The 19,158-nt window shown below is 73.1% G+C and carries 19 protein-coding genes and 1 pseudogene; 8 read left to right on the top strand and 12 right to left on the bottom strand.

Going from position 1 to position 19,158, the window contains the following annotated elements; all coding sequences use genetic code 11:
- Positions 1 to 13: 13 nt before the first annotated feature.
- Complete coding sequence (locus AB0J39_RS28190) at positions 14 to 871, bottom strand: Gfo/Idh/MocA family oxidoreductase (RefSeq protein ID WP_363469809.1); 858 nt, start codon at positions 869 to 871, stop codon at positions 14 to 16.
- Positions 872 to 985: 114 nt separating this feature from the next.
- On the opposite strand from AB0J39_RS28190, the gene AB0J39_RS28185 reads away from it, so the two are divergent.
- Complete coding sequence (locus tag AB0J39_RS28185) at positions 986 to 1,567, top strand: histidine phosphatase family protein (RefSeq protein ID WP_363469806.1); 582 nt, start codon at positions 986 to 988, stop codon at positions 1,565 to 1,567.
- Between the two features lie 31 nt (positions 1,568 to 1,598).
- Here the strand turns inward: AB0J39_RS28185 and AB0J39_RS28180 are convergent, their stop codons facing one another.
- From AB0J39_RS28180 to AB0J39_RS28170, 3 genes are all read right to left on the bottom strand, one after another.
- Positions 1,599 to 1,874, bottom strand: a complete 276-nt coding sequence (locus AB0J39_RS28180) for a hypothetical protein (RefSeq protein ID WP_363469803.1) — start codon at positions 1,872 to 1,874, stop codon at positions 1,599 to 1,601.
- 168 nt (positions 1,875 to 2,042) lie between these two features.
- Positions 2,043 to 2,276, bottom strand: a complete 234-nt coding sequence (locus tag AB0J39_RS28175; protein WP_346225832.1) for a DUF397 domain-containing protein — start codon at positions 2,274 to 2,276, stop codon at positions 2,043 to 2,045.
- Positions 2,277 to 3,098: a helix-turn-helix transcriptional regulator gene (locus AB0J39_RS28170; RefSeq protein WP_346225833.1), complete on the bottom strand. Its 822-nt coding sequence runs from the start codon at positions 3,096 to 3,098 to the stop codon at positions 2,277 to 2,279.
- A gap of 200 nt (positions 3,099 to 3,298) precedes the next feature.
- Here AB0J39_RS28170 and AB0J39_RS28165 point away from each other — a divergent pair, with 200 nt between their 5' ends.
- On the top strand, positions 3,299 to 3,808 hold the full coding sequence (locus AB0J39_RS28165; protein ID WP_363469800.1) for an ATP-binding protein: 510 nt from the start codon (positions 3,299 to 3,301) through the stop codon (positions 3,806 to 3,808).
- 420 nt (positions 3,809 to 4,228) lie between these two features.
- Positions 4,229 to 6,616, top strand: a complete 2,388-nt coding sequence (locus AB0J39_RS28160) for a helicase-associated domain-containing protein (RefSeq protein WP_363469797.1) — start codon at positions 4,229 to 4,231, stop codon at positions 6,614 to 6,616.
- 6 nt (positions 6,617 to 6,622) lie between these two features.
- On the opposite strand, the gene AB0J39_RS28155 is transcribed toward AB0J39_RS28160, so the two are convergent.
- Entirely contained in the window at positions 6,623 to 7,873 is a 1,251-nt protein-coding gene (locus AB0J39_RS28155) for an ArgE/DapE family deacylase (protein WP_363469794.1), read from the bottom strand.
- 96 nt (positions 7,874 to 7,969) lie between these two features.
- On the opposite strand from AB0J39_RS28155, the gene AB0J39_RS28150 reads away from it, so the two are divergent.
- Positions 7,970 to 9,001 carry an endonuclease/exonuclease/phosphatase family protein gene (locus AB0J39_RS28150; protein ID WP_363469791.1) on the top strand — a complete coding sequence of 344 codons (1,032 nt, stop codon included), beginning with the start codon at positions 7,970 to 7,972 and terminating at the stop codon, positions 8,999 to 9,001.
- Here the strand turns inward: AB0J39_RS28150 and AB0J39_RS28145 are convergent.
- Positions 9,002 to 9,661, bottom strand: a pseudogene (locus tag AB0J39_RS28145) (NAD(P)-binding domain-containing protein); the annotation flags it as partial.
- An 88-nt stretch (positions 9,662 to 9,749) separates the two neighbouring features.
- Here AB0J39_RS28145 and AB0J39_RS28140 point away from each other — a divergent pair.
- Complete coding sequence (locus AB0J39_RS28140; protein WP_363469788.1) at positions 9,750 to 10,160, top strand: helix-turn-helix domain-containing protein; 411 nt, start codon at positions 9,750 to 9,752, stop codon at positions 10,158 to 10,160.
- Here the strand turns inward: AB0J39_RS28140 and AB0J39_RS28135 are convergent.
- Positions 10,138 to 10,686 carry a DUF1349 domain-containing protein gene (locus AB0J39_RS28135; protein WP_363469786.1) on the bottom strand — a complete coding sequence of 183 codons (549 nt, stop codon included), beginning with the start codon at positions 10,684 to 10,686 and terminating at the stop codon, positions 10,138 to 10,140. The genes AB0J39_RS28140 and AB0J39_RS28135 overlap by 23 nt on opposite strands.
- Positions 10,687 to 11,040: 354 nt before the next feature.
- On the opposite strand from AB0J39_RS28135, the gene AB0J39_RS28130 reads away from it, so the two are divergent.
- The 3 genes from AB0J39_RS28130 (at position 11,041) to AB0J39_RS28120 (ending at position 13,244) form a co-directional block, all read left to right on the top strand.
- Positions 11,041 to 11,637, top strand: a complete 597-nt coding sequence (locus AB0J39_RS28130; RefSeq protein WP_363469783.1) for a hypothetical protein — start codon at positions 11,041 to 11,043, stop codon at positions 11,635 to 11,637.
- A gap of 62 nt (positions 11,638 to 11,699) precedes the next feature.
- Complete coding sequence (locus AB0J39_RS28125) at positions 11,700 to 12,020, top strand: co-chaperone GroES (RefSeq protein ID WP_142556424.1); 321 nt, start codon at positions 11,700 to 11,702, stop codon at positions 12,018 to 12,020.
- Between the two features lie 51 nt (positions 12,021 to 12,071).
- Complete coding sequence (locus AB0J39_RS28120) at positions 12,072 to 13,244, top strand: M20 family metallopeptidase (protein ID WP_363469780.1); 1,173 nt, start codon at positions 12,072 to 12,074, stop codon at positions 13,242 to 13,244.
- A 3-nt stretch (positions 13,245 to 13,247) separates the two neighbouring features.
- Here AB0J39_RS28120 and AB0J39_RS28115 read toward each other — a convergent pair whose 3' ends face one another.
- The 5 genes from AB0J39_RS28115 to AB0J39_RS28095 all read right to left on the bottom strand — a co-directional run bounded on the left by AB0J39_RS28115 (position 13,248) and on the right by AB0J39_RS28095 (position 19,112).
- Positions 13,248 to 13,646, bottom strand: a complete 399-nt coding sequence (locus tag AB0J39_RS28115) for a TIGR02611 family protein (protein ID WP_363469777.1) — start codon at positions 13,644 to 13,646, stop codon at positions 13,248 to 13,250.
- Between the two features lie 87 nt (positions 13,647 to 13,733).
- Positions 13,734 to 14,912: an acetate kinase gene (locus tag AB0J39_RS28110; protein ID WP_363469775.1), complete on the bottom strand. Its 1,179-nt coding sequence runs from the start codon at positions 14,910 to 14,912 to the stop codon at positions 13,734 to 13,736.
- Between the two features lie 56 nt (positions 14,913 to 14,968).
- Entirely contained in the window at positions 14,969 to 17,026 is a 2,058-nt protein-coding gene (pta, locus tag AB0J39_RS28105; protein WP_363469773.1) for a phosphate acetyltransferase, read from the bottom strand.
- A 168-nt stretch (positions 17,027 to 17,194) separates the two neighbouring features.
- Positions 17,195 to 17,815 carry a hypothetical protein gene (locus AB0J39_RS28100; RefSeq protein WP_363469771.1) on the bottom strand — a complete coding sequence of 207 codons (621 nt, stop codon included), beginning with the start codon at positions 17,813 to 17,815 and terminating at the stop codon, positions 17,195 to 17,197.
- A gap of 112 nt (positions 17,816 to 17,927) precedes the next feature.
- A complete protein-coding gene (locus AB0J39_RS28095) occupies positions 17,928 to 19,112 on the bottom strand; it encodes a cellulose binding domain-containing protein (protein ID WP_363469769.1) in 1,185 nt (394 codons plus the stop codon).
- Positions 19,113 to 19,158: the final 46 nt, after the last annotated feature.

Genomic DNA, 19,158 nt, shown 5'->3' with positions numbered 1-19,158 from the left:
GGGCTGGCCCTGGTCAGCCGGCCCGCAGCTGCCGCTCCACGTCGTCGATGAGCTCCTGCAGGCGCAGGCCGTGGCGGGCGTCGAGAGGATGCCCGCCACCGTCGCGCACCGTCCGCGCGAACTGCCGGACCACCTCGGGGAAGACGTCGCCGAGTTCGGAGCCGAGCAGCGAGGCGCTGCCGCGCCGGCCGTACACGTCGATCCGGCTGGGCGGGGTCTCGCCCTCGGCGGCCATGCACAGCGACGCCTCGCTGACCGCGCCGCCCTCGTGCTCCAGCAGCAGGCCGACCCAGCCGAGCGGATCGCCGTGCGCCCTGACCGCGACCACCCGGCCGAGCGCGGCGTCGAGCAGGTCGATCGTGTGCGGGCCCACGTCGAGCACCGCCCCGCGCTCCAGCCGCCAGGGGGTGGCGAAGGGGCCGCCGCGCAGGCTGCCGGAGATGTTGGCGGCGTGCCCGCCGAAGGGCTCGATGAGCCGGGCGCGGTCCAGGAACTCGGCGGTCGCCGCCGAGTAGCGGAACGTGAAGAGCATCTGGGAGGCCACTCCCGCCTCCTCGATCGCCCCGGCCAGGCGCCGGGCGCCGTCGAGGTCGGCCGCGAGCGGCTTCTCCAGCAGCAGCGCCCTGCCCGCCCGGGCCGCGAGCACGCCCAGCTCGGCCTGCACGGCGGGCGGCACGCAGAAGGCGACCGCCTCGGACGCCGCGAACAGGTCCTCCAGCCGCTCGAAGGAGGGCGCGCCGTGGGCGTCCGCGAGCGCGTGCGCCGCCTCGGGCCTGCGCGCCCAGACCCCGGAGAGCGTCGTGTGCGGCCCGGCCGCGAGGGCGGGCGCGTGGACCATCTCCGCCCACGGTCCCGCACCGACGAGTCCCACCCGCACCGGCTCCATAGGGCCCCCTCTCCGCGGGGACCCTACTGCAGGCCGCGGGCGCATGGTCAAGGGGGCCGCCGCGCGTGGATCCGGCCGTACGGGCAAGATGGACCGTCTATGAACGTCATCCTGCTGAGGCACGGCGAGACCGAATGGAGCAGGGCCGGGCGGCACACGGGCCGCACCGACCTGCCGCTGACCCCGCACGGTGAGGAGGAGGCGCGCGCCCTGTCCCGTCTGGTGGCCGACCGGACCTTCGCGCTGGTCCTCGTCAGCCCCGCACAGCGGGCCCGCCGTACGGCCGAACTGGCCGGCGCCGGGCCGTACGAGGTGGACCCGGACCTGTGGGAGTGGGACTACGGCGGCTACGAGGGCGTCTCCACCGCCGACATCCGCGGGTCGCGTCCCGGCTGGTACGTCTGGCGGGACGGGGTCGTCCCGGGAGACGAGGCGCACCCGGGTGAGACCGTCGAGCACGTGGGACAGCGGGCGGACAAGGTCCTCGCCCGGATCCGCTCGGCGGACGGCGACGTGCTGGTGGTGGCGCACGCGCACATGCTGCGCGTGCTGGCGGCCCGCTGGCTCGGGCTGCCCGCCGACCACGGCAGGTACTTCCGCCTCGACACCGGGACGCATTCGGTCCTCGGGCACGAGCACGGCGACGAGCCCGTCCTGTTGCGCTGGAACGCGCCCGCCTGAACGGTCAGGCTCTGGCGATCACGCTCTGACGTCACACCTGGGCGACCGGCTGGGGTTGCGGGCCTCGGCCGGTCAGCCACTCCAGTACCTTGCGGTGGCCGCGCCGGGCGTCCTCGAAATGCCCCCACCGCCAGTACCTGGGCTGCTCCCGCACCCCGGTGACCCACGTCCGGTACGCCACCGGCCTGGGCCGCCCGTCCGCCGGGTCCACCGGCGAGGCGACGCCGTAGGTGCGGATCACCACACGACCTCCGGGTGCGAACAGCACGTCGTCGGCCACCGGGTAAAGAGTCATCTGGTCCAGCACGGGGTCCCCCTTGTGAGCTTTCCTGGGACTCACTGTGCCGCATCCGTGTTACGCCCCCCGCGTCGCGTTGTTACGCCCGTGAGAAGCGGATGAACACGGTTGCACCGGAAGGCCGGTCAGACCGTCGGCTCACACTGTCGGGTCACGCTGTCCGGTCACGCTCTCCGGTCACACGAGGAGGCCGTCGAACTCGCCGTCCTTGACCCCGAGCACCAGGGCCCGTATCTCGTCGCGGGTGTAGATGAGCGCCGGCCCATCGGGATAGCGGGAGTTCCGGACGGCCACGCTGCCGTCGGGAAGCTCGGCCAGCTCCACGCAGTTGCCGGTCGAGTTGCTGTGGGCGCTCTTCCGCCAGGTCACCCCGGCGATGTCGGTTGCGGGCATCCCGTTATATGTCTGCATTCATGTCTCTCTGAGAAGTTCGCCGAGGATCTCGGCAGTGCCGCCGGGCGTGGTGCTCTCCACGCACAGCTGCTCCATGGCCGTGAGGTAGGGATCGATGTCCTCACGTTTGTCCAGGTAGAGCGCACCCCAGAGCTGCTCGACGTAGACCACGTCCGAAAGGTCGGACTCCGGGAAGCGGAGGATGGTGAACGCGCCTCCCTCGGCCGCGTGCATCCCGTAGCGAAGGGGCATCACCTGAAGGGTGATGTTGGGCAGCGTGGACACCTCCAGCAGATGCTGGAGCTGTTCGCGCATCGTCGCACTCCCTCCGATGGGCCGCTTGAGCGCGGCCTCGTCGATGACGGCCCACAACCGGGGACCGTCCTTGCGCGTGAGCCGTTCCTGCCGCTGCATCCGCAGATGGACGCGCTGTTCGAGCTCGTCCTCCGGAGCGTCCGGATGACCGAGCCGGATCACCGACCGGGCGTACTCCGCCGTCTGCAACAGGCCGGGCACGAACTGCACCTCATAGGTGCGGATCACGCTGGCGGCCTCCTCCAGGCCGATGTAGGTGACGAACCAGTTCGGCAGCACCTCGCCGAACTTGTGCCACCACCCGGGCGTGTTCGCCTCGCGGACCATCTCCAGCAGGCCACGCCGCTCGTCGTCGTCGTGGACGCCGTACAGCGTGAGGAGGTCTTCGACGTCACGTGTCTTGAACCCGACCCGGCCGAGCTCCATCCGGCTGATCTTCGACTCCGAGGCGCGGATGTGGAATCCGGCGACCTCACGGGTCAGCCCCCGCTGCTCGCGCAGCCGGCGAAGGCTCGCACCGAGCATGATGCGTCGAACGGTGGAACCGGATCCGGGCGGATCTATGGACACGTGCTATTCCTCCGCTTTGTGGACTGGTTCACAGTCTGTCAAAGATCGCCCCCTTCGTCCCAGTGGTGTTCGGGGGTAACCGTAGCGCTTGCACAACGCGCTTGCACGTGCATTCGCTCTTGCACATGCACAGGAGTGTCCCTCATCATGATCCCGTGCAGTCCACGAACCTGACTCGTGGCCAGAACCAGTGGTCGGCGCTCGACTGGTGGCCGCCTATCGGCTGGTGGCCGGAGCCCGCACGCGATCTCCTCGACCCCGGGTCGGCCACCGCCAGCGCCACCTTCGTCCTGCCGCCCCGCCCGGAGTCGGTCCACTCGGCGCGCAGCTTCGCCGCCGGGACGCTCGCGGGCTGGCAGTTGGCGGACCTGCTCGACGGGATGGAACTGGTCGTCTCCGAACTGGTCACCAACGCCCTGCGGCACGGCATGATGCTCGCCGACAGCCGCGTGCGGGAGGCCATGCGGTTGTCGCTGATCCGGCGGGGCGGCCACGTGACCTGTGCGATCACCGATCCCGGATCGGCGGCGCCGGTGCTGCGGGACCCCAGCCCTTTCGAGCCGGGCGGCCTCGGGCTGCACATCGTGGAGTCGCTGAGCGTGCGCTGGGGATGGTGCCCGCTCGTCCCGCAGGGCAAGGCGGTGTGGGCCGTACTGGCGGCCTGACCACCGGCCGGCGGCCGGACGGCGGGGCCACGCGCTTCGCCGGGGCCCTCCGCCGCCCGAGCAAGAGGATGACCGGTCTCCCGTCAGGGGTGCCGGAAAACCTAACCCGACCGCCAGATCTGCCTGTCCCCGATCGCGGTCCGCCGGCCGAAGAGCGCTCCCGTGCAGCCCGGAATGCATGGGAGCGCCCTCCGGCCGGCGGCCCGGATTCCCCGGAACACACCCCGAATCCGGGCGGGACAGGCGATGATGTGCTGAGATCGGGCCGTGACGGCCCGGCGGCGCGCTCGTTCCCCATCGATGGCGGAGAAATATCGTGATCTCGGGATTCGTGACTTTGCACTCTCCGGCCGCCCACGGACCCCGCCGAGACCCCGATCTGCACTACGGTGGCTTCCTTGGACTCCCGAGAGACCTACGATGGACGATCACCTAATCGGCTGGCTCACCGGTCTTGACGAAGACAGGCTGGCCCGCGTGCTGGCCAACCGGCCGGACGCGATCGCCGCGCCGTGGCCCCGGCGCCTGGACGCCCTCGCGCAGCGGCTGACCGACACCTTCGCCGTCATGGAGGTCATGCGCGGCCTCCCCCTCCCCCCGCTCGAGCTCCTTCAGGCGTGCCTGGTCATCGGCGGCCGTCCGTCGGAGGACGAACTGGCCCGCTTCCTCGGAGTGAGCACCTCCGCGGTGATCCCCTGGCTCGACCACCTCTACGAGCACGCCGTCGCCTGGCCCGGCCGCGACGGCAGGATCACGGTGGCCGAGGCCGTCGCCCGCTGGTGGACCGCGCCCTGCGGCCTGGGCGAGCCGCTCGGCGCGTACCTCGACTCCTGGAAGCTCAGCACCGACGCGCTGCGCCGGATGTGCCACGTGCTCGACCTGCCCTCCCAGGGCGGCAGGCGGCAGGTGATCGCCCGGATCACCGCGCTGCTCGGCGACTGCGAGCGCCTGGGAACGCTTCTCGACGACGCCCCGGACGGCACGCTCGGCATGCTCGACGACTTCGCGTGGGACGGCCCGGTCCGCAGCGTGAACGGCAACCGGTTCATCACGCCGGGGACGCCGGAGAAGTGGGCCCTCGACCGCGGCCTGCTCTTCCGCACCCAGTGGGACCTGGCCGAGATGCCCCGCGAGGTCGCGCTGGCGCTGCGCGGCCCCGACTACCGCGGGCCGTTCACGCCCCACCCGCCGGACCTGGCCACGACGGCGGGCGACCCCGGCGCCGCCGAGCACGCGATGTGCCTGGCCGCGCCGCACGTGCTCGACCGCGCCACGGCGCTGCTGGAGAACGTCGACAAGACGCCGCTGCCGCTGCTCAAGAACGGCGGGGTCGGGGTGCGGGAGATCAAGCGGCTGGCCAGGGAGACCGGCTGCACGGAGGACGAGACCCGGCTGCTGCTGGAGATCTGCGCGGTGGCCCGGCTGATCGCGATCGACGAGGAGGCGGGCGGGCTGACCCCCGCCCGCCGGTACGACGCCTGGCGGCTGGAGGAGGCGCCCATGCGGCTGCGCGTCCTGCTGGCCGCCTGGTGGCGCATGGAGCGCTCGTCGCTGCGCCGGGTGGATGGCCGCCACCCCGCCGCGCTCGGCGACGACCCGGCCGGCGAGACGATCGCCAGGATCCGGTGGGCGCTGTTCGCGGCGCTCGCCGAGATCCCGGAGGACAGGGGCTTCGCGACGCTGCGCGAGCTGCTGCAGCGGGTGCACTGGCGCGCCCCGCTGCTCGACCGGGAGCTGCTGGACGGCTGCGCGGCGGCCGTGCTGGAGGAGGCGCGCCTGCTCGGGCTCGTGGCCTGCGACGCGCTCACCGGCCTCGGCCGGGCGCTCGCGCCGCTGGCCGGCGTGGCCGGGGACGAGAGCCGCGAGTGCGTGCCCGAGGTCGAGCACGACCCCGCGCTGGCGAAGGCCGCCACGCACGCCATGGCGAGCGCGCGGCGCACGGCCCTGTTCGGCGCCGACCTCACCGCCGTGGTGACCGGCCCGCCGTCGGTCGAGCTCGCCGCGCTGCTCGACCGCGCCGCCGACCGCGAGTCGCAGGGCGCGGCCTCGGTGTGGCGGTTCAGCCCCGCGAGCGTACGGCGGGCCCTGGACGGCGGGGACACGGCCGACACGCTCATCGCCGACCTGTCGGAGACCGGCACGCTCCCCCAGCCGCTGACCTACCTGATCAGGGACGTGGCCCGGCGGCACGGCGAGGTCACCGTGTCGTCGGTGGGCTGCATCGTGCAGGGCTCGGACCCCGCGCTGCTCGCCGAGATCGCCGCGCACCGGAAACTGGCCAAGCTGGGCCTGCGGCTGCTGGCGCCGACGGTGCTCGCCGGCGCGGCGCCCGCCGAGACGACGCTGGCCGCCCTCAGGGAGGCGGGCTACGCCCCGGTGCCGGTGGACGACACCGGAGAGATCACCATCCGGCGCGAGCCGCAGGGCGGGCGGCTGATCCTCCTGCCCGGCGGGCGGGTCGCCGAGCTCGAACCCCCCGGCCCCCTGCTGGAGCCCCCGCCGGACCCGCGCGAGCACGCCCGGCGGCTGCTGGTCAGCGGCGGGCCGGTGGCCGCCGCGGCGCAGCCCCGCCAGACATGGGCCGTCATCGGGCGCATGGCGACCAGGCTTCCCGCGGCGCAGCAGTCGCTGCTGGGCTTCGTCGTGGACCGCGAAGTCCGCGCGATGATCACGCTGGCCGACGGGGTCACCGCCACGGTCAGCCACGGCGAACTGCGCAGCGGCGTCCTCGACGCGTGGTGCGAGGAGGCCGGCGACTACCTGGAGTTCCCGCTTAACGAGATCGCCTCGGTCACCGCCGACTGCTGACCCCCTCTAACGGACGCCGCAACGACGCAGGACGAGCAGGGCCAGGGCGTGGGTGACGTCGCGGACCTCCCGCAGGTCGACCTGCTCCCGCGGGGCGTGGGCGAAGCGGACGTCGCCCGGCCCGTAGTGCAGGGTCGGCACGCCCGCCGCCGCGTACAGGCGCAGGTCGCTCCCGTACGGCGCCGCGGTGCGGCCCGGCGGCGTCCCGGTCACGTCGGCCACCGCCCGCGCCGCCTCCTCCGCCAGCGGATGCCCCTCGGGCAGGCGGCCGCTGGCGAACTGCCCGCCGGGCCAGGTGACGCGTACGGGGTTGTCCCGCAGCCAGGGGTCGTCCAGTTCGGCGAGCGCGTTCTCCAGCGCGGCGCGGGCGTCGGCCGGGTCCTCGTCGAGCCGGACGCCGAGCCGTCCCTCGGCCACGAGCAGGTCGGGCACCGTGCTCGCCCAGTCGCCCGCGCGCACGGTGCCGATCTCGATCGGGTACGGCAGCGGGTTGCCCTCGAAGAGAGGGCCGGGGGCGGCGTTGCGCTCGCGTTCGAGCCGCCGGACGGCCTGGAGCACGGGCACGAACGCCTCGACGGCGTTGACCCCCTCGTAGCGGGTGGCGCCGTGCGCGGCCCGGCCGGCGACCTCCAGGCGGAAGGTCAGCGCGCCGGCGTTGGCGGTGATCAGCTTCCCGCTCGTCGGCTCGGTGATCACGGCCGCCTCCCCCGTGTGGCCCCTGGCCAGGGTGGCGAACGCGCCGAGCCCGCCGTCCTCCTCGCTGACCACGCAGTGGACCGCCAGGGGACGCGCGAGCCGTACGCCGGCCGCGCGCAGCGCCCGCACGACGGCGAGGTTGGCGGCGAGACCGGCCTTCATGTCGCAGGCGCCCCGGCCGTGCAGGGTGGTCGCGGTGAGGCGGGCGCCGAAGGGGTCCTGCCCCTCCCACTTGCCCGGGTCGCCGATCGGCACGACGTCGGCGTGCCCCTGCAGGATCAGCGCGGGCGCGCCCTCACCCTCGGTGACGCCGACGACGCCGTATCCCTCGGCGCGCTCCGCCTCCATGCCGGGAAACCCCTCGCGGGAGCGCAGGTCGTCGAGGTCGAGCTTCCACATGTCGACGTCGAGGTCCCATCCGGCGAGCATGCGGGCGCACCGGTCCTGCAGGTCCGACTCGGCGTCGGTGCCGGTGACGCTCGGCACCCGGACCAGGTCGGCCAGCAGGTTCACGGTGTCCGCCTCGTCGATGGCGTCCAGGACTCTCGCTTCGGCATCCATGCCGCAGACTGTACGACAGTTCCCCGGACCGGCGTGGAGCCCCGGATGCACGTGCAGACGCGTCGTACAGTGGATCTTTCACGAAGGAGTCCGAGGATGGCGAAACTGGCAGCCGGCTGGGTGGGTCGCCCGGGAATCTGGCGTGGTCTGCTCGCGTGGCTCGCGGTCGCGCCGTTCGCGCTGTGGGCCCTGCTGCGGCTGATGCCCGGCGACGTCCACTTCCGGTGGGTGCAACTGGTCGCCTTCACGCCGTACGTCGCCCTCGTCTCGATCGTCGCACCGCTGGTCGCGCTGCTCGTGCGGCGCCGGGCGGCGCTGGTCGCGGGTTTGGCGGTCACCGCGACGCTGGCGGCCTGCGTGCTGCCCCGCGCGCTGTCCGACCCGTTCGCGCACGACCCGGCCGCCGCGGGCGTACGTGCGGCCGGCGCCACCGGCCCCGTCCTGCGGGTCCTGTCGGCCAACCTGCTCTACGGCTCCGTCCCGCCCCCCGCGCTGGTGGACCTGGTGCGGCGGCTGCGCCCCGACGTCCTGACGCTGCAGGAGCTGACCCCGCAGGCCTCGGCGGGCCTGCGCGCGGCGGGCCTGACCACGCTCCTGCCGTACGCGGACGACCGGGCCCAGGAGGGTTCGGGCGGCTCCGGGCTCTTCACGCGGTTCCCCCTCCGGCCGGAGGATCTGTCGGCCTTCGACGGCCGCCGGCAGGCGGCGGGCATCGTCGAGGTGCCCGGCGCCGGACCCGTCGCCGTCGTGTCCGTGCACCCGTGCGCGCCGCGCTACGCGTTCCGGTTCAGGTGCTGGTCGAGGTCGCTCGCCGCGCTGCCCGACCCCGGCGGGCCCGTACGGATCCTGTCCGGGGACTTCAACGCGACGCTCGACCACGCCAGGGTCCGGCGCCTGCTCGACGCGGGCTACCGGGACGCGGCCGACGCGACCGGCAACGGCCTGGCCGGCACCTGGCCGTACCGGAGGTCGTCGGATTTCGGGGGCCTGCCGGTGCCGCCCGTCACGATCGACCACGTCCTGGTGGATCCGCGCGTCGCCGTACGGGCGTTCGGCGTCCACCGGCTGCCGGTGACCGACCATCGGGCGATCTTCGCCGAGCTGGTCCTGCCCGCGACGGGCACCTGATCAGGATCGCGGCGCCCGTTCCGACGCGGGGAAGGCGAACCGCGGCTCCGCTCCGGACCACCACACGCCGATCGCGAACGCCGCGGTCGCCTCGAGGTGGACCGCGCGGGACAGCCCCCCGCAGGGCATCGGCGCGCACCCCATCGACGCGATCAGCGCGGCGGTCCGGTCGAGGCTTTCCCGGTCGTCGCCGCAGAACGGCACGGCCAGCGGAGCTCCGCCGAAGACCGGCCGCGGCAGTGTCCAGATGCTCTCGTGGCACAGGTTGAACGCCTTGACCACATGGGCGCCGGGCGCGGCGTCCGCCATCAGCCGGGCGACCGAGGTGGTGCCGCCCGTCGTCAGCTCCGGCCCGCCGGGACCGGGCGCGAGGGGGTTGGTGCAGTCGACGACGGTCCGTCCGGCGAGTACGGCCGCGAGCCCGTCCACCAGCTGCGGCGCCACACCGGCGGGAACCGCCGCGAGGACGAGGTCGCCGTGCGCGGCCGCGTCCACGAGCGTTCCGTCCTTGGCGGCGCCGGCGCGGGCCGCCGCCGCGGCGGCCGCGGTCCGGTCGCGTCCGCCGACGAGGACGTCGTGCCCCGCGCGTGCCCACGCGCCGCCCAGCGCCGTGGCCATCGCGCCGGTGCCGAGGATGCCGATACGCATGACAGGTCTCCGTTTCCGAGGTGAAGCAGGTGCCGGTCCGCGACGCTAGGCGAACCGACGCACACCACACGGTGTCCTTCGGAAGCGGCAGGATGAGGCCATGGACACGCTCCCCGACGAGACGGCGTACACCTCCGACTGCCGGGCGCGTCTGGCGTTCGAGGTGCTCGCGAACCGCTGGGACAGCGTCGTGGTCTACACGCTCGGCGAGGCCGGTCCGCTGCGGCCCCGGCAACTGCTGGCCAGGATCGGCGGGATCGGCCCCAAGGTCCTCAACGAGGCGCTGCGGCGCCTGGAGTACAACGGCCTGGTCGAGCGCCGCGCCTACGCCGAGGCGCCGCCGCGCGTCGACTACGCGCTGACGGAGGCGGGCACCGCGCTGCTCGCCCCCATGCGCGCGATGGGCATGTGGGCCGCGTCCTACGGGGACGCCGTGCTCGACGCCCAGGACCGGTTCGCGGCGCGGGAACGCGGGCGGCGGAGCGGCGCTACGCCAGCGAGACGCGGGTGAAGCGCGTCTCGAAGCCCTTGCCCACGGGTGCGGCGCACATGACCCCCGCGAGGGCCGGCGTTCCGGGCGGGAAGTAGGCCAGGCGCAGCATGTGCTCCGGCTCCGCGCCGTTCACGCCGTACCGGACGGTCACGGCGTCGCCGGCCCGTTCGAAGTCGAACGTCGCGGAGACGAGGCCCGCGGGCGCGGGGGTGACGGACCAGTCGGAGAAGCCGCGGGTGACGACGACGCTGAGCTGGTGGCCGCCGTCGACGAACTCGACCCCCGCCTTGATCCAGTTCTCCTCGTCGATCCGCAGCACGGCCCCGGCCTGGTCGTACTGCTCGGCGTAGCCGGCCTCGAACGTCACGGTCAGCCGGGCGTCCCCGGCGACCTGGCGGCCGAACATGTGCGCGGTGTCGTACGAGTAGCCGTAGTGCGTCGTCTGCCACAGGTCGGTCTGGGCGTCGGCGACGGCCCGCAGTCCCTCTCCGATCCGGGACCACTCTGCGGGCTCGTTGATCCACGTGAAGCCCTCGAACGCCATGCCGCCCCCTTGCCGTCGCTTTGACCGATCTTGCCATGAGAGCGGTTTGCGAAGCCCTTCGTCAAGGACGATCTACCTTGAATTTAGATCGATTTGTCCGCTTTACTCCCTCTTTCCCTATACTCGTGCATCGCATCACCGTTTGCCCCCATAAATCCCATACCTCGCACAAGCGTCGCCTCCCCTTCCCCAGGGGACGCGTGTCCCGCCTCCGGAGCTTCCCCGCCCCTTTTCGAGGGTCGCTCCGCCGTGCCCGGGCGCGCACGGAGCCCGCCGAGCCGGGACTCCTCGGGCGACGCCAGGCCCTCTTCCCCCGGGGGCCGCCCCCCTCGCGAGCGGAACGAAAGGAAGCCCATGCAGAAGCGAGCCCGTCAGGCGATCACCATGGCGATGACCGCGACCACGCTCGTCGCAGGCGCGGCGACCGCCGCGCAGGCCTCGGTGATCCCGCAGGCTCCCTCCTCCGCGCCGCTCTCCCCGGTGGCCGCCGACCGCCCGGCCCCGGCCGAGGCCGCCTCCCTGGACCTGCCCTCCCTGGTCGAGGCGTTCAACGCGACCCTCCGCACGGCGTACAAGGACATGAAGAAGGCCGCCTCCCTGCCCTCCGGCGTCTCCACCGCCACGTCCTTCTGGGACGCCCAGACCGCGTCCGGCAAGCCGATGCGGTACAGGACGGTCGCCAGCCCCTACTGGCCCCTGGGCACCAAGGTGCGGATCACCTACAAGGGGAAGAGCGCGATCGGCGTCGTCGAGGACTTCGGCCCGGCCGAATGGGCCGTGGCCCAGCACGACATCCCCGCGATCGTCGACCTGTCCGAGAAGATGATGGCCGACCTGACGGGCGTCGCCTCCAACACCGTCCACGTACGGTTCCAGGTGCTGGAGTGGGGCAAGGGCGGCGTCTACCGCCGCTCCGGAACCGGCTACGACCTGGCCATGGGCCGCCGGTGAGCCCCCGCCGCCGGTGAACCTCCGATGACGGCGCCCGGGGCCGCTCCGCGTACACTGCGAGCGTGGCTGACCCGAAGTTCGAGATCCAGATGCTTCACGACCGCGTGATGGTCAAGGTCGAGCGGGAGCTCGAGGAACGGCGCAGCAGCGCGGGCATCGTCATCCCGGCCACGGTCAAGATGGCCAACCGGCTCGTCTGGGGCGAGGTGTCCGGCGCCGGCGCCAACGTCAGGTCGGTGAAGACCGGCGACAAGGTCCTGTTCAACCCCGAGGACCAGTACGAGGTGGAGGTCCAGGGCCAGCTCTACCTGGTGCTGCGCGAGCGCGACCTCCACGCGGTGGCGACGCAGCAGACCGACCACGGCACCGGCCTCTACCTCTGACCTCGCCTCTGCCTCTGCCTCTGACCATCCGACCTCGCGGCGAAGGTGACCATGACCCTCCAGGACGACCTCGTCGAGCTGCGCCGCGCGCTGCACCGGGAACCCGAGATCGGCCTCGACCTGCCCCGCACGCAGGAGAAGGTGCTCGCGGCGCTCGACGGCCTGCCCCTGGAGGTCGCCACCGGCGAGCGCCTGTCGTCCGTGACGGCCGTTCTGCGCGGCGGGCGGCCCGGTCCCGCCGTGCTGCTGCGCGCCGACATGGACGCGCTGCCGGTGCAGGAGAAGACCGGCCTGCCCTACCGGTCGCGCTTCGACGGCCGCATGCACGCCTGCGGCCACGACCTGCACACGGCGATGCTGGTGGGAGCCGCCCGGCTGCTCAGTGAGCGGCGCGCCGACCTCGCCGGCGACGTGGTGCTGATGTTCCAGCCCGGCGAGGAGGGCCAGGAGGGCGCCCGCCTGATGATCGAGGAAGGCGTGCTCGACGCGGCGGGGGCCAGGCCGATCGCCGCATACGGAATGCACGTCTTCTCCACGACGATCCCGCGCGGGCTGTTCCTGACCAAGGGCGGGCCCGTGCTGGCCGCCGCCGACACGCTGACCGTGACCGTGCGCGGCAGGGGCGGTCACGGGTCCTCCCCGCACCGCGCCCTCGACCCGATCCCCGCGGCCTGCGAGATCGTGACGGCCCTGCAGACCCACGTCACCCGCGGATACGACGTGTTCGACCCGGTCGTGGTGACCGTGGGCAGCTTCCACGCCGGCACCACCGACAACGTGATCCCGGACGAGGCCACGTTCGAGGCCACCGTCCGCACGTTCTCGGCCGGCTCGCGCGACCGTGTCAGGGAGGGCCTGGTCCGGCTCGCCCGGGGCATCGGCGAGGCGCACGGCCTGTCCGTCGACTGCTCCTTCGGCATCGGCTATCCGGTGACCGTCAACGACGACGCCGAGGCGGAGTTCGCCGCCCGGACCGTGCGCGAGGCCCTCGGCGAGGACCGCTACTTCCCGCTGCCCACCCCGGCGACCGGCTCGGAGGACTTCTCGTACGTGCTGGAGCAGGTGCCGGGGGCGTTCCTCGTGGTCGGCGCCTGCCCGCCCGGCCGGGATCTCGCCACGGCCCCGGCCAACCACTCGGCCGAGGCGGAGTTCGACGACGCCATCCTGTCCGACGGCGCGGCGCTGCTGAGCGAACTGGCCGTCCGCAGGCTGGCCGGCGTCTGACGGTCAGCCCAGCAGGTCGCGGACCTCCTGGATCAGGTCGACGCCGAGGGTCAGCCGGACCGACACCCAGACGATGGCCCCGGCGCAGAGCAGGGTGAGCGCGCTCGCGACGATGCGGACGAACCAGTTCTGCCGCTTGAGCCAGTCCGTCGCTCCCCTGACCTTGTCCTTGGCGAACTCCAGGAGCCGCGACGCCCAGGCGAACTCGGTGGCCAGCACGGCGAGCCCGGCGAAGACCACCAGCCAGCCCGGCCCCGGGAAGGGCACCATGATCAGGCCGGTGACGACGAGGGCGGCGCCGATCACCCCGATGACGATCCGCAGCGTCAGCCGGCCCGCCGGAGTCGCGCGGATCCGGTCGAGCGGGCCCGGCGGATCGGAGGCCCCCCGTTCATCGCCCATACGACTGTCCTCAGCCGTCGCCACACGGCTCACCCCCATTCGCTGCCCACAATAGCCAGCCGACGACCGCGGCGACGATCGGAGCGTTCACGCGTCACCGAGGCAGGCGGCGGTCTGCTCGGCGATCTCCAGCTCCTCGTCGGTGGGCACCACCAGCACCGTCACCTCGGCGCCCTCCGGGGAGATCACCCGGGCCTGCGCCGACTCGGCGTCGTTGCGCCCCGGGTCGATCTCGATGCCGAGCCGGGTGAGCCCGCTCGCCGCCAGGGCGCGGACACGGGAACTGTTCTGCCCCACGCCGCCGGTGAAGACGAGGGCGTCCACGTGGCCGAGCGCCGCGTAGTAGGCGCCGATGTAGGTGCGCACGCGGTAGCCGTACACGTCGAGGGCGAGCCGGGCGTCCTCGTCCCCCGCGTCGGCAAGCCGCCAGACCTCGCGCATGTCGTTGGCCCCGCACATGCCGAGCAGGCCGCTCTCCTTGTTCAGCGCCGCGTCGACGCCGGCGAGGTCCATGCCCGCGACCCGGCCGAGGTAGGCGCCCAGAGCCGGGTCGACGTCCCCGGAACGGGTGCCCATCACCAGCCCGGCGAGCGGTGTGATGCCCATCGAGGTGTCCACGCTGCGCCCGGCCCGCACCGCCGTCGCGCTCGCGCCGTTGCCGAGGTGCAGCACGATCGAGTTCACCTCGTCGTACGGCCGGCCCAGCAGAGCCGCCGCCCGGCGCGAGACGTACGCCGTGGAGGTGCCGTGGAAGCCGTAGCGGCGCACACCGAGCTTGCGGGTCCACTCGCGGGGGACGGCGTAGGTGTGCGCGTGCGGCGGGATCGTGCCGTGGAAGGCGGTGTCGAAGACGGCGACGTGCGGCAGGGCGGGGAAGGCCCGCCGGGCCACCCGGATGCCCTCCAGGTTGGCCGGGTTGTGCAGCGGCGCCAGGGGCGCCATCTCCTCGATGGCCCGCTCGACCGCGTCGTCGATCAGCACGGGCGTGACGAAGCGGCTGCCGCCGTGGACGACCCGGTGACCCACGGCGGTCACGGCGTCGAGCGGCGGCCCGTGCTCGGCGAAGGCCGCCAGCACCGCCTTCAGCCCCTCCTCGTGGTCGGCCACCCGGCGCTCACTGCGTACGCCGTCGTGGGTGAGCACGCTCTCGTCCTCGCCGATGCGCTCGATAAGCCCGCCGGCCACCGCCCGGCGCGTCCCCATGTCGATGAGGCGGTACTTGATGGACGACGACCCCGTGTTCAGGACGAGGACCTGCCCGCTCACTGTGTCCTCTTGCCGCGCCTGCGCGCTCACTGTGTCTCCCCATCGCGCCTGCGCGCTCACTGTGTCTCCCCGTGCGCCTGCGCCTGGATGGCCGTGATCGCGACGGTGTTGACGATGTCGCCCACGGTCGCGCCCCGGGACAGGTCGTTGACCGGCTTGCGCAGGCCCTGCAGGACCGGCCCGATCGCGACCGCGCCCGCGCTGCGCTGTACGGCCTTGTAGAGGTTGTTGCCCGTGTTGAGGTCGGGCACCACGAACACCGTCGCCCGCCCGGCCACCGGACTGCCGGGCATCTTGGTCCGCGCCACGCTCGGCTCGGCCGCCGCGTCGTACTGGATGGGGCCCTCGACCGGCAGGTCCGGCCGCAGCTCGCGGACCCGCGCGGTGGCCTCGCGCACCTTGTCCACCTCCGGCCCCGCGCCGGACTCGCCGGTCGAGTACGACAGCATGGCCACGCGCGGCTCCACCCCGAACCTGGCGGCCGTGGCGGCCGACGAGATCGCGATGTCGGCGAGCTGGGCGGCCGTCGGGTCGGGCACGACGGCGCAGTCGCCGTAGACGAGGACGCGGTCGGCCAGGCACATGAAGAAGACGCTGGACACGACGCCGACCCCCGGCGAGGTCTTGATGATCTCGAACGACGGCCTGATCGTGTGGGCGGTGGTGTGGGCCGCGCCGGAGACCATGCCGTCCGCCAGCCCGAGGTGGACCATCATCGTGCCGAAGTAGGAGACGTCGGTGACGATGTCGCGGGCCTGCCCGGCGGTCACGCCCTTGTGCGCGCGCAACCGGGCGTACTCCTCGGCGAACAGCTCGCGCAGCTCCGGGTCGAACGGGCTGACCACGCGGGCGCCGTCGACGGCCAGGCCCATCGTGGCCGCCGCCAGCCGGATCTCCCGCTCGTCGCCCAGCAGGGTCAGCTCGGCGACGCCCCGGCGCAGCAGGCTGTCGGCCGCGCGCAGGATGCGCGGCTCGGCGCCCTCCGGCAGCACGATGTGCCTGCGGTCGGCGCGGGCGCGGTCCAATAGGTCGTACTCGAACATGAGCGGCGTGATCGCGGCGGCCTTGGTGACCCGCAGGCTGCGCAGCAGCGCTCCGGCGTCGACGTGCTCGGCGAAGACCCCGAGCGCGGTGTCGATCTTGCCCTTGGCGTCCGGGCTGAACCGGCCCTCGGCCCTCGACAACTTGGTCGCGGTCTCGAAGGTGCCGCCGCCGGTCGTGACGATCGGCAGCCGGATGTCCATGCCCGTGAGCAGGCGGACGACCGCGTCGGGCAGCTCCAGCCCGCCGTTGAGGATGATCGCCGACAGGGCCGGGAACGTGGGGGCCTTGTGCGCGGCCAGCAGCCCCGGCACCAGCGCGGCGGCCCGGTCGGCGGGGACGACGACCGCCAGGCCCTCGGTGAGGCGCTCCAGGATGTTCGGCAGCGACATCGCGCCGATCATCAGCCCGCCCGTCTCCCTGCCGAGCTGGTCGGCGTCGCCCATGAACAGCTCGCCGTCGCAGGCGGCCATCAGGTCGCTGACCGTCGGCGCGGACAGCCGCCGGACCTCCGGCAGGACGTACGCGGGGACGCGGGCGGCGACCTCGTCCACCAGGCCGGGGGCGACCCGGGTCACGACCGTGGCCAGCTCGGTGGCGTGCCGCTCGGCCAGCTCCTTGCGCGACATCTCGACCGCCGCGGCGATCTCGTCCGGGGTGCGGTCGAGCCCGGTCACCACGTTCATCACCGGCGTGCCGAGGTTGGCGGCGAGCTCGGCGTTGAACACGAACTCGGTGGGCGCGCCCACGTCGGTGTAGTCGGTGCCGATCACCACGACCGCGTCGCACCGCCCGGCCAGCGCCCGGTAGCGGGCCAGGATCTCCCCGGCCGCACGCTCCTCGTCGGCGTGCACCTCCTCGTAGGTGACGCCCGTGCACATCGCGTAGGGCAGGCCGATGCCGAAACGGTCGCGCGCGGTGTTGACGAGGCTGTCCTCACGGCCGGCCCGGACGACCGGCCGGAACACGCCCACCGTGCCCACCTGGCGGGTCAGCAGCTCGATCATGCCCAGGGCGATCGTGCCCTTGTTGCTCCTCGCGTCGCCGGCCGCGACGTAAACTCCGATCGCCATCGCGCAGTCACCCCTGTCCAGGCGCGGCCCGACGGCCCGCCCCAGAAAGGCTACGCGAAGGGCCACACGGGCATACCAGTCGGCCGTCACATCCGTATGACGCCGTCCCACCAGGCGTGTGCTCTCACAGGACCGGCGGGAGGTCCGCCGCGCTCCGGCGGTGAGAAATCAACCTCGGCGGCCCGAGCCCGGCGAGTCGAGTTCGTCCGCTCGCCGGAGGTCCTTCGGACGGCCCAGGGCACGACGCATCCGGATGAGGTCGTCCCGGGTCACGTAGTGAACCTCCAGGCCACCCGGACCGGCCGCGGTGATCGCCCGGTCGAGGATCTCCCGGACGCGGAGGTCGCCCCAGGCCAGCGCCGGGGTGCAGCAGTCGCCGCCGGCTCCGGGTGAGGTGAACCGCACTCTGGGGCGGAGCAGGGCATCCGGACGAGTCGCCATGGGAGTGCCCGTCTCGTCGGCGAGCCGGGCGCCGACGGAGACGAAGGCGGCCGCCAGGGCCGGGGCGTGGGCAGGCGCGCCGTCCCAGAGCAGATCCAGATCGCCGGTCAGTTCGGCGGACCCGTGCATGATGCCGGCGACCTGCCCGATCACCACGGCTCGGACGCCGTTGCGGTGAAGGGCTTCGAGCAGAGGAAACGGATCGAACCCGAGGGCTCCGTCCGTGCCGATCGTGCCGACGTCGTCGTCGGCGTCCTCGTGGCCCAGGCCGGTGCCCGCCCGGTTCGCGGCGAGTTCACGCGTGCGCCGGGCGGCGGCGCGCAGTCGTTCCAGCGGTTCGTCGGTCATCCGGTTCATGCAACACCGGGTCGCGCTCGGGGCGCACGCGATTTTCATGTCGGACGGGCCGTACGGATGAGCCGCCCGGGCGGCTCATCCGTACGGCCGTCGCCGTGCTACATCAGGAGGCGGTGCAGGTCACCGCCGACGGGACGGCGTTGGTCCCGTTCCAGCTCGCCTGGAACCCGAACGTGGTGGACGCCCCGGCCCCGACAGAGCCGTTGTAGCTCACGTTCGTGACCGTGACGTTCGCCCCGGACTGGCTGACCGTGCCGTTCCAGAGCTGGCTGATCGTCTGCCCGTTGGCGAAGGCCCACTTGACGCTCCAGCCGCTGATCGAGGCGCTGCCGGTGTTCTTCACCGTGACCTCGCCCTGGAAGCCGCCCGGCCACTGGTTGGCCACCTTGTAGGTCGCCGAGCACGCCTTGCCGGCGCCACCCGACGGGCTCGCCGACGGCGAGGCGGACGGGCTGGCCGAGGGCGAGGCGGACGGCGAGGCGGACGGCGACGCCGACGGAGAAGCCGAGGGGGACGCGGACGGGGAGGCGGACGGAGAAGCCGATGGCGACGCGGACGGGGACGCCGACGGCGAGGGGGAGGGGGACGGGGAGGTCCCGCCGTTGCGGTCGCCGTAGATGATGCCCCGGCCGTTGGTGCCGAGGTAGACCCGGCCGTAGATCCGCGGGTCACCGGTCAGGGCCTCGCCCGCGTTGCCGTACTGGTGCTGGTCGTCGTTGATCCGCACCCAGCTCGCGCCGGTGTCGTCGGACCGGAACAGGCCCTGCACGCCGTCCACCGTGCCCATGAGGTAGAGGGCCTGGTACGTCTTGCCGGGGGCCGCCTTGCCGAATCCGATGTTCACCGAGGTGCTGACGTTCGACAGCTTGGTGAACGAGGCGCCCGAGTTGGTGGAGTGCCACAGGCCGCCCTCACCGGCCAGCCAGACGTCGCCCTCCTTGCCGGGCAGCGCCTTGAAATGCACACCGGTCGTCGGCAGCCCGGTCGCGGCGGTGGCGCTGAAGCTCGCGCCGCCGTTGGTGCTCACGTAGAACTTGCCGCCGGAGAAGGCGTAGAACTTCTGCGCGTTCACCCGGTCGGACTCGACGATCGCGCCGGCCGGAACGCCGCTGGAGGCGGTCCAGCTGTTGCCGTAGCCGACCGAGTAGACGACCTGGATGCCGGGGTCGCCCGGCGCCCACACGAAGCGGCTGCCGTCGGCCGCCGCGGCGACCGTGCCGCCGTTGTTCCCGCCCGCGTTGTCCGCACCGGCTCTGGCCCAACCAGGGGATCCCGGGCGAGGCCGCACAGCTCCTGCCGCTGCCCCGGCACTTCGAGCAGCTCGCGCAGCTCGT

It is taken from the genome of Microbispora sp. NPDC049633 (assembly GCF_040675265.1).
GTDB lineage: Bacteria > Actinomycetota > Actinomycetes > Streptosporangiales > Streptosporangiaceae > Microbispora > Microbispora maris.
The sequence above is the reverse complement of the archived record's forward strand: the minus strand, read 5'-3'. Positions and strand labels throughout refer to the sequence as shown.

Coding starts and splice junctions, on each gene's coding strand:
- AB0J39_RS28185 (WP_363469806.1), top strand. CDS start 986: ATGAACGTCATCCTGCTGAGGCACGGCGAGACCGAATGGAGCAGGGCC.
- AB0J39_RS28175 (WP_346225832.1), bottom strand. CDS start 2,276: ATGCAGACATATAACGGGATGCCCGCAACCGACATCGCCGGGGTGACC.
- AB0J39_RS28170 (WP_346225833.1), bottom strand. CDS start 3,098: ATGCTCGGTGCGAGCCTTCGCCGGCTGCGCGAGCAGCGGGGGCTGACC.
- AB0J39_RS28160 (WP_363469797.1), top strand. CDS start 4,229: ATGGACGATCACCTAATCGGCTGGCTCACCGGTCTTGACGAAGACAGG.
- AB0J39_RS28155 (WP_363469794.1), bottom strand. CDS start 7,873: ATGGATGCCGAAGCGAGAGTCCTGGACGCCATCGACGAGGCGGACACC.
- AB0J39_RS28150 (WP_363469791.1), top strand. CDS start 7,970: ATGGCGAAACTGGCAGCCGGCTGGGTGGGTCGCCCGGGAATCTGGCGT.
- AB0J39_RS28140 (WP_363469788.1), top strand. CDS start 9,750: ATGGACACGCTCCCCGACGAGACGGCGTACACCTCCGACTGCCGGGCG.
- AB0J39_RS28135 (WP_363469786.1), bottom strand. CDS start 10,686: ATGGCGTTCGAGGGCTTCACGTGGATCAACGAGCCCGCAGAGTGGTCC.
- AB0J39_RS28130 (WP_363469783.1), top strand. CDS start 11,041: ATGCAGAAGCGAGCCCGTCAGGCGATCACCATGGCGATGACCGCGACC.
- AB0J39_RS28120 (WP_363469780.1), top strand. CDS start 12,072: ATGACCCTCCAGGACGACCTCGTCGAGCTGCGCCGCGCGCTGCACCGG.
- AB0J39_RS28115 (WP_363469777.1), bottom strand. CDS start 13,646: ATGGGCGATGAACGGGGGGCCTCCGATCCGCCGGGCCCGCTCGACCGG.
- pta (WP_363469773.1), bottom strand. CDS start 17,026: ATGGCGATCGGAGTTTACGTCGCGGCCGGCGACGCGAGGAGCAACAAG.
- AB0J39_RS28100 (WP_363469771.1), bottom strand. CDS start 17,815: ATGACCGACGAACCGCTGGAACGACTGCGCGCCGCCGCCCGGCGCACG.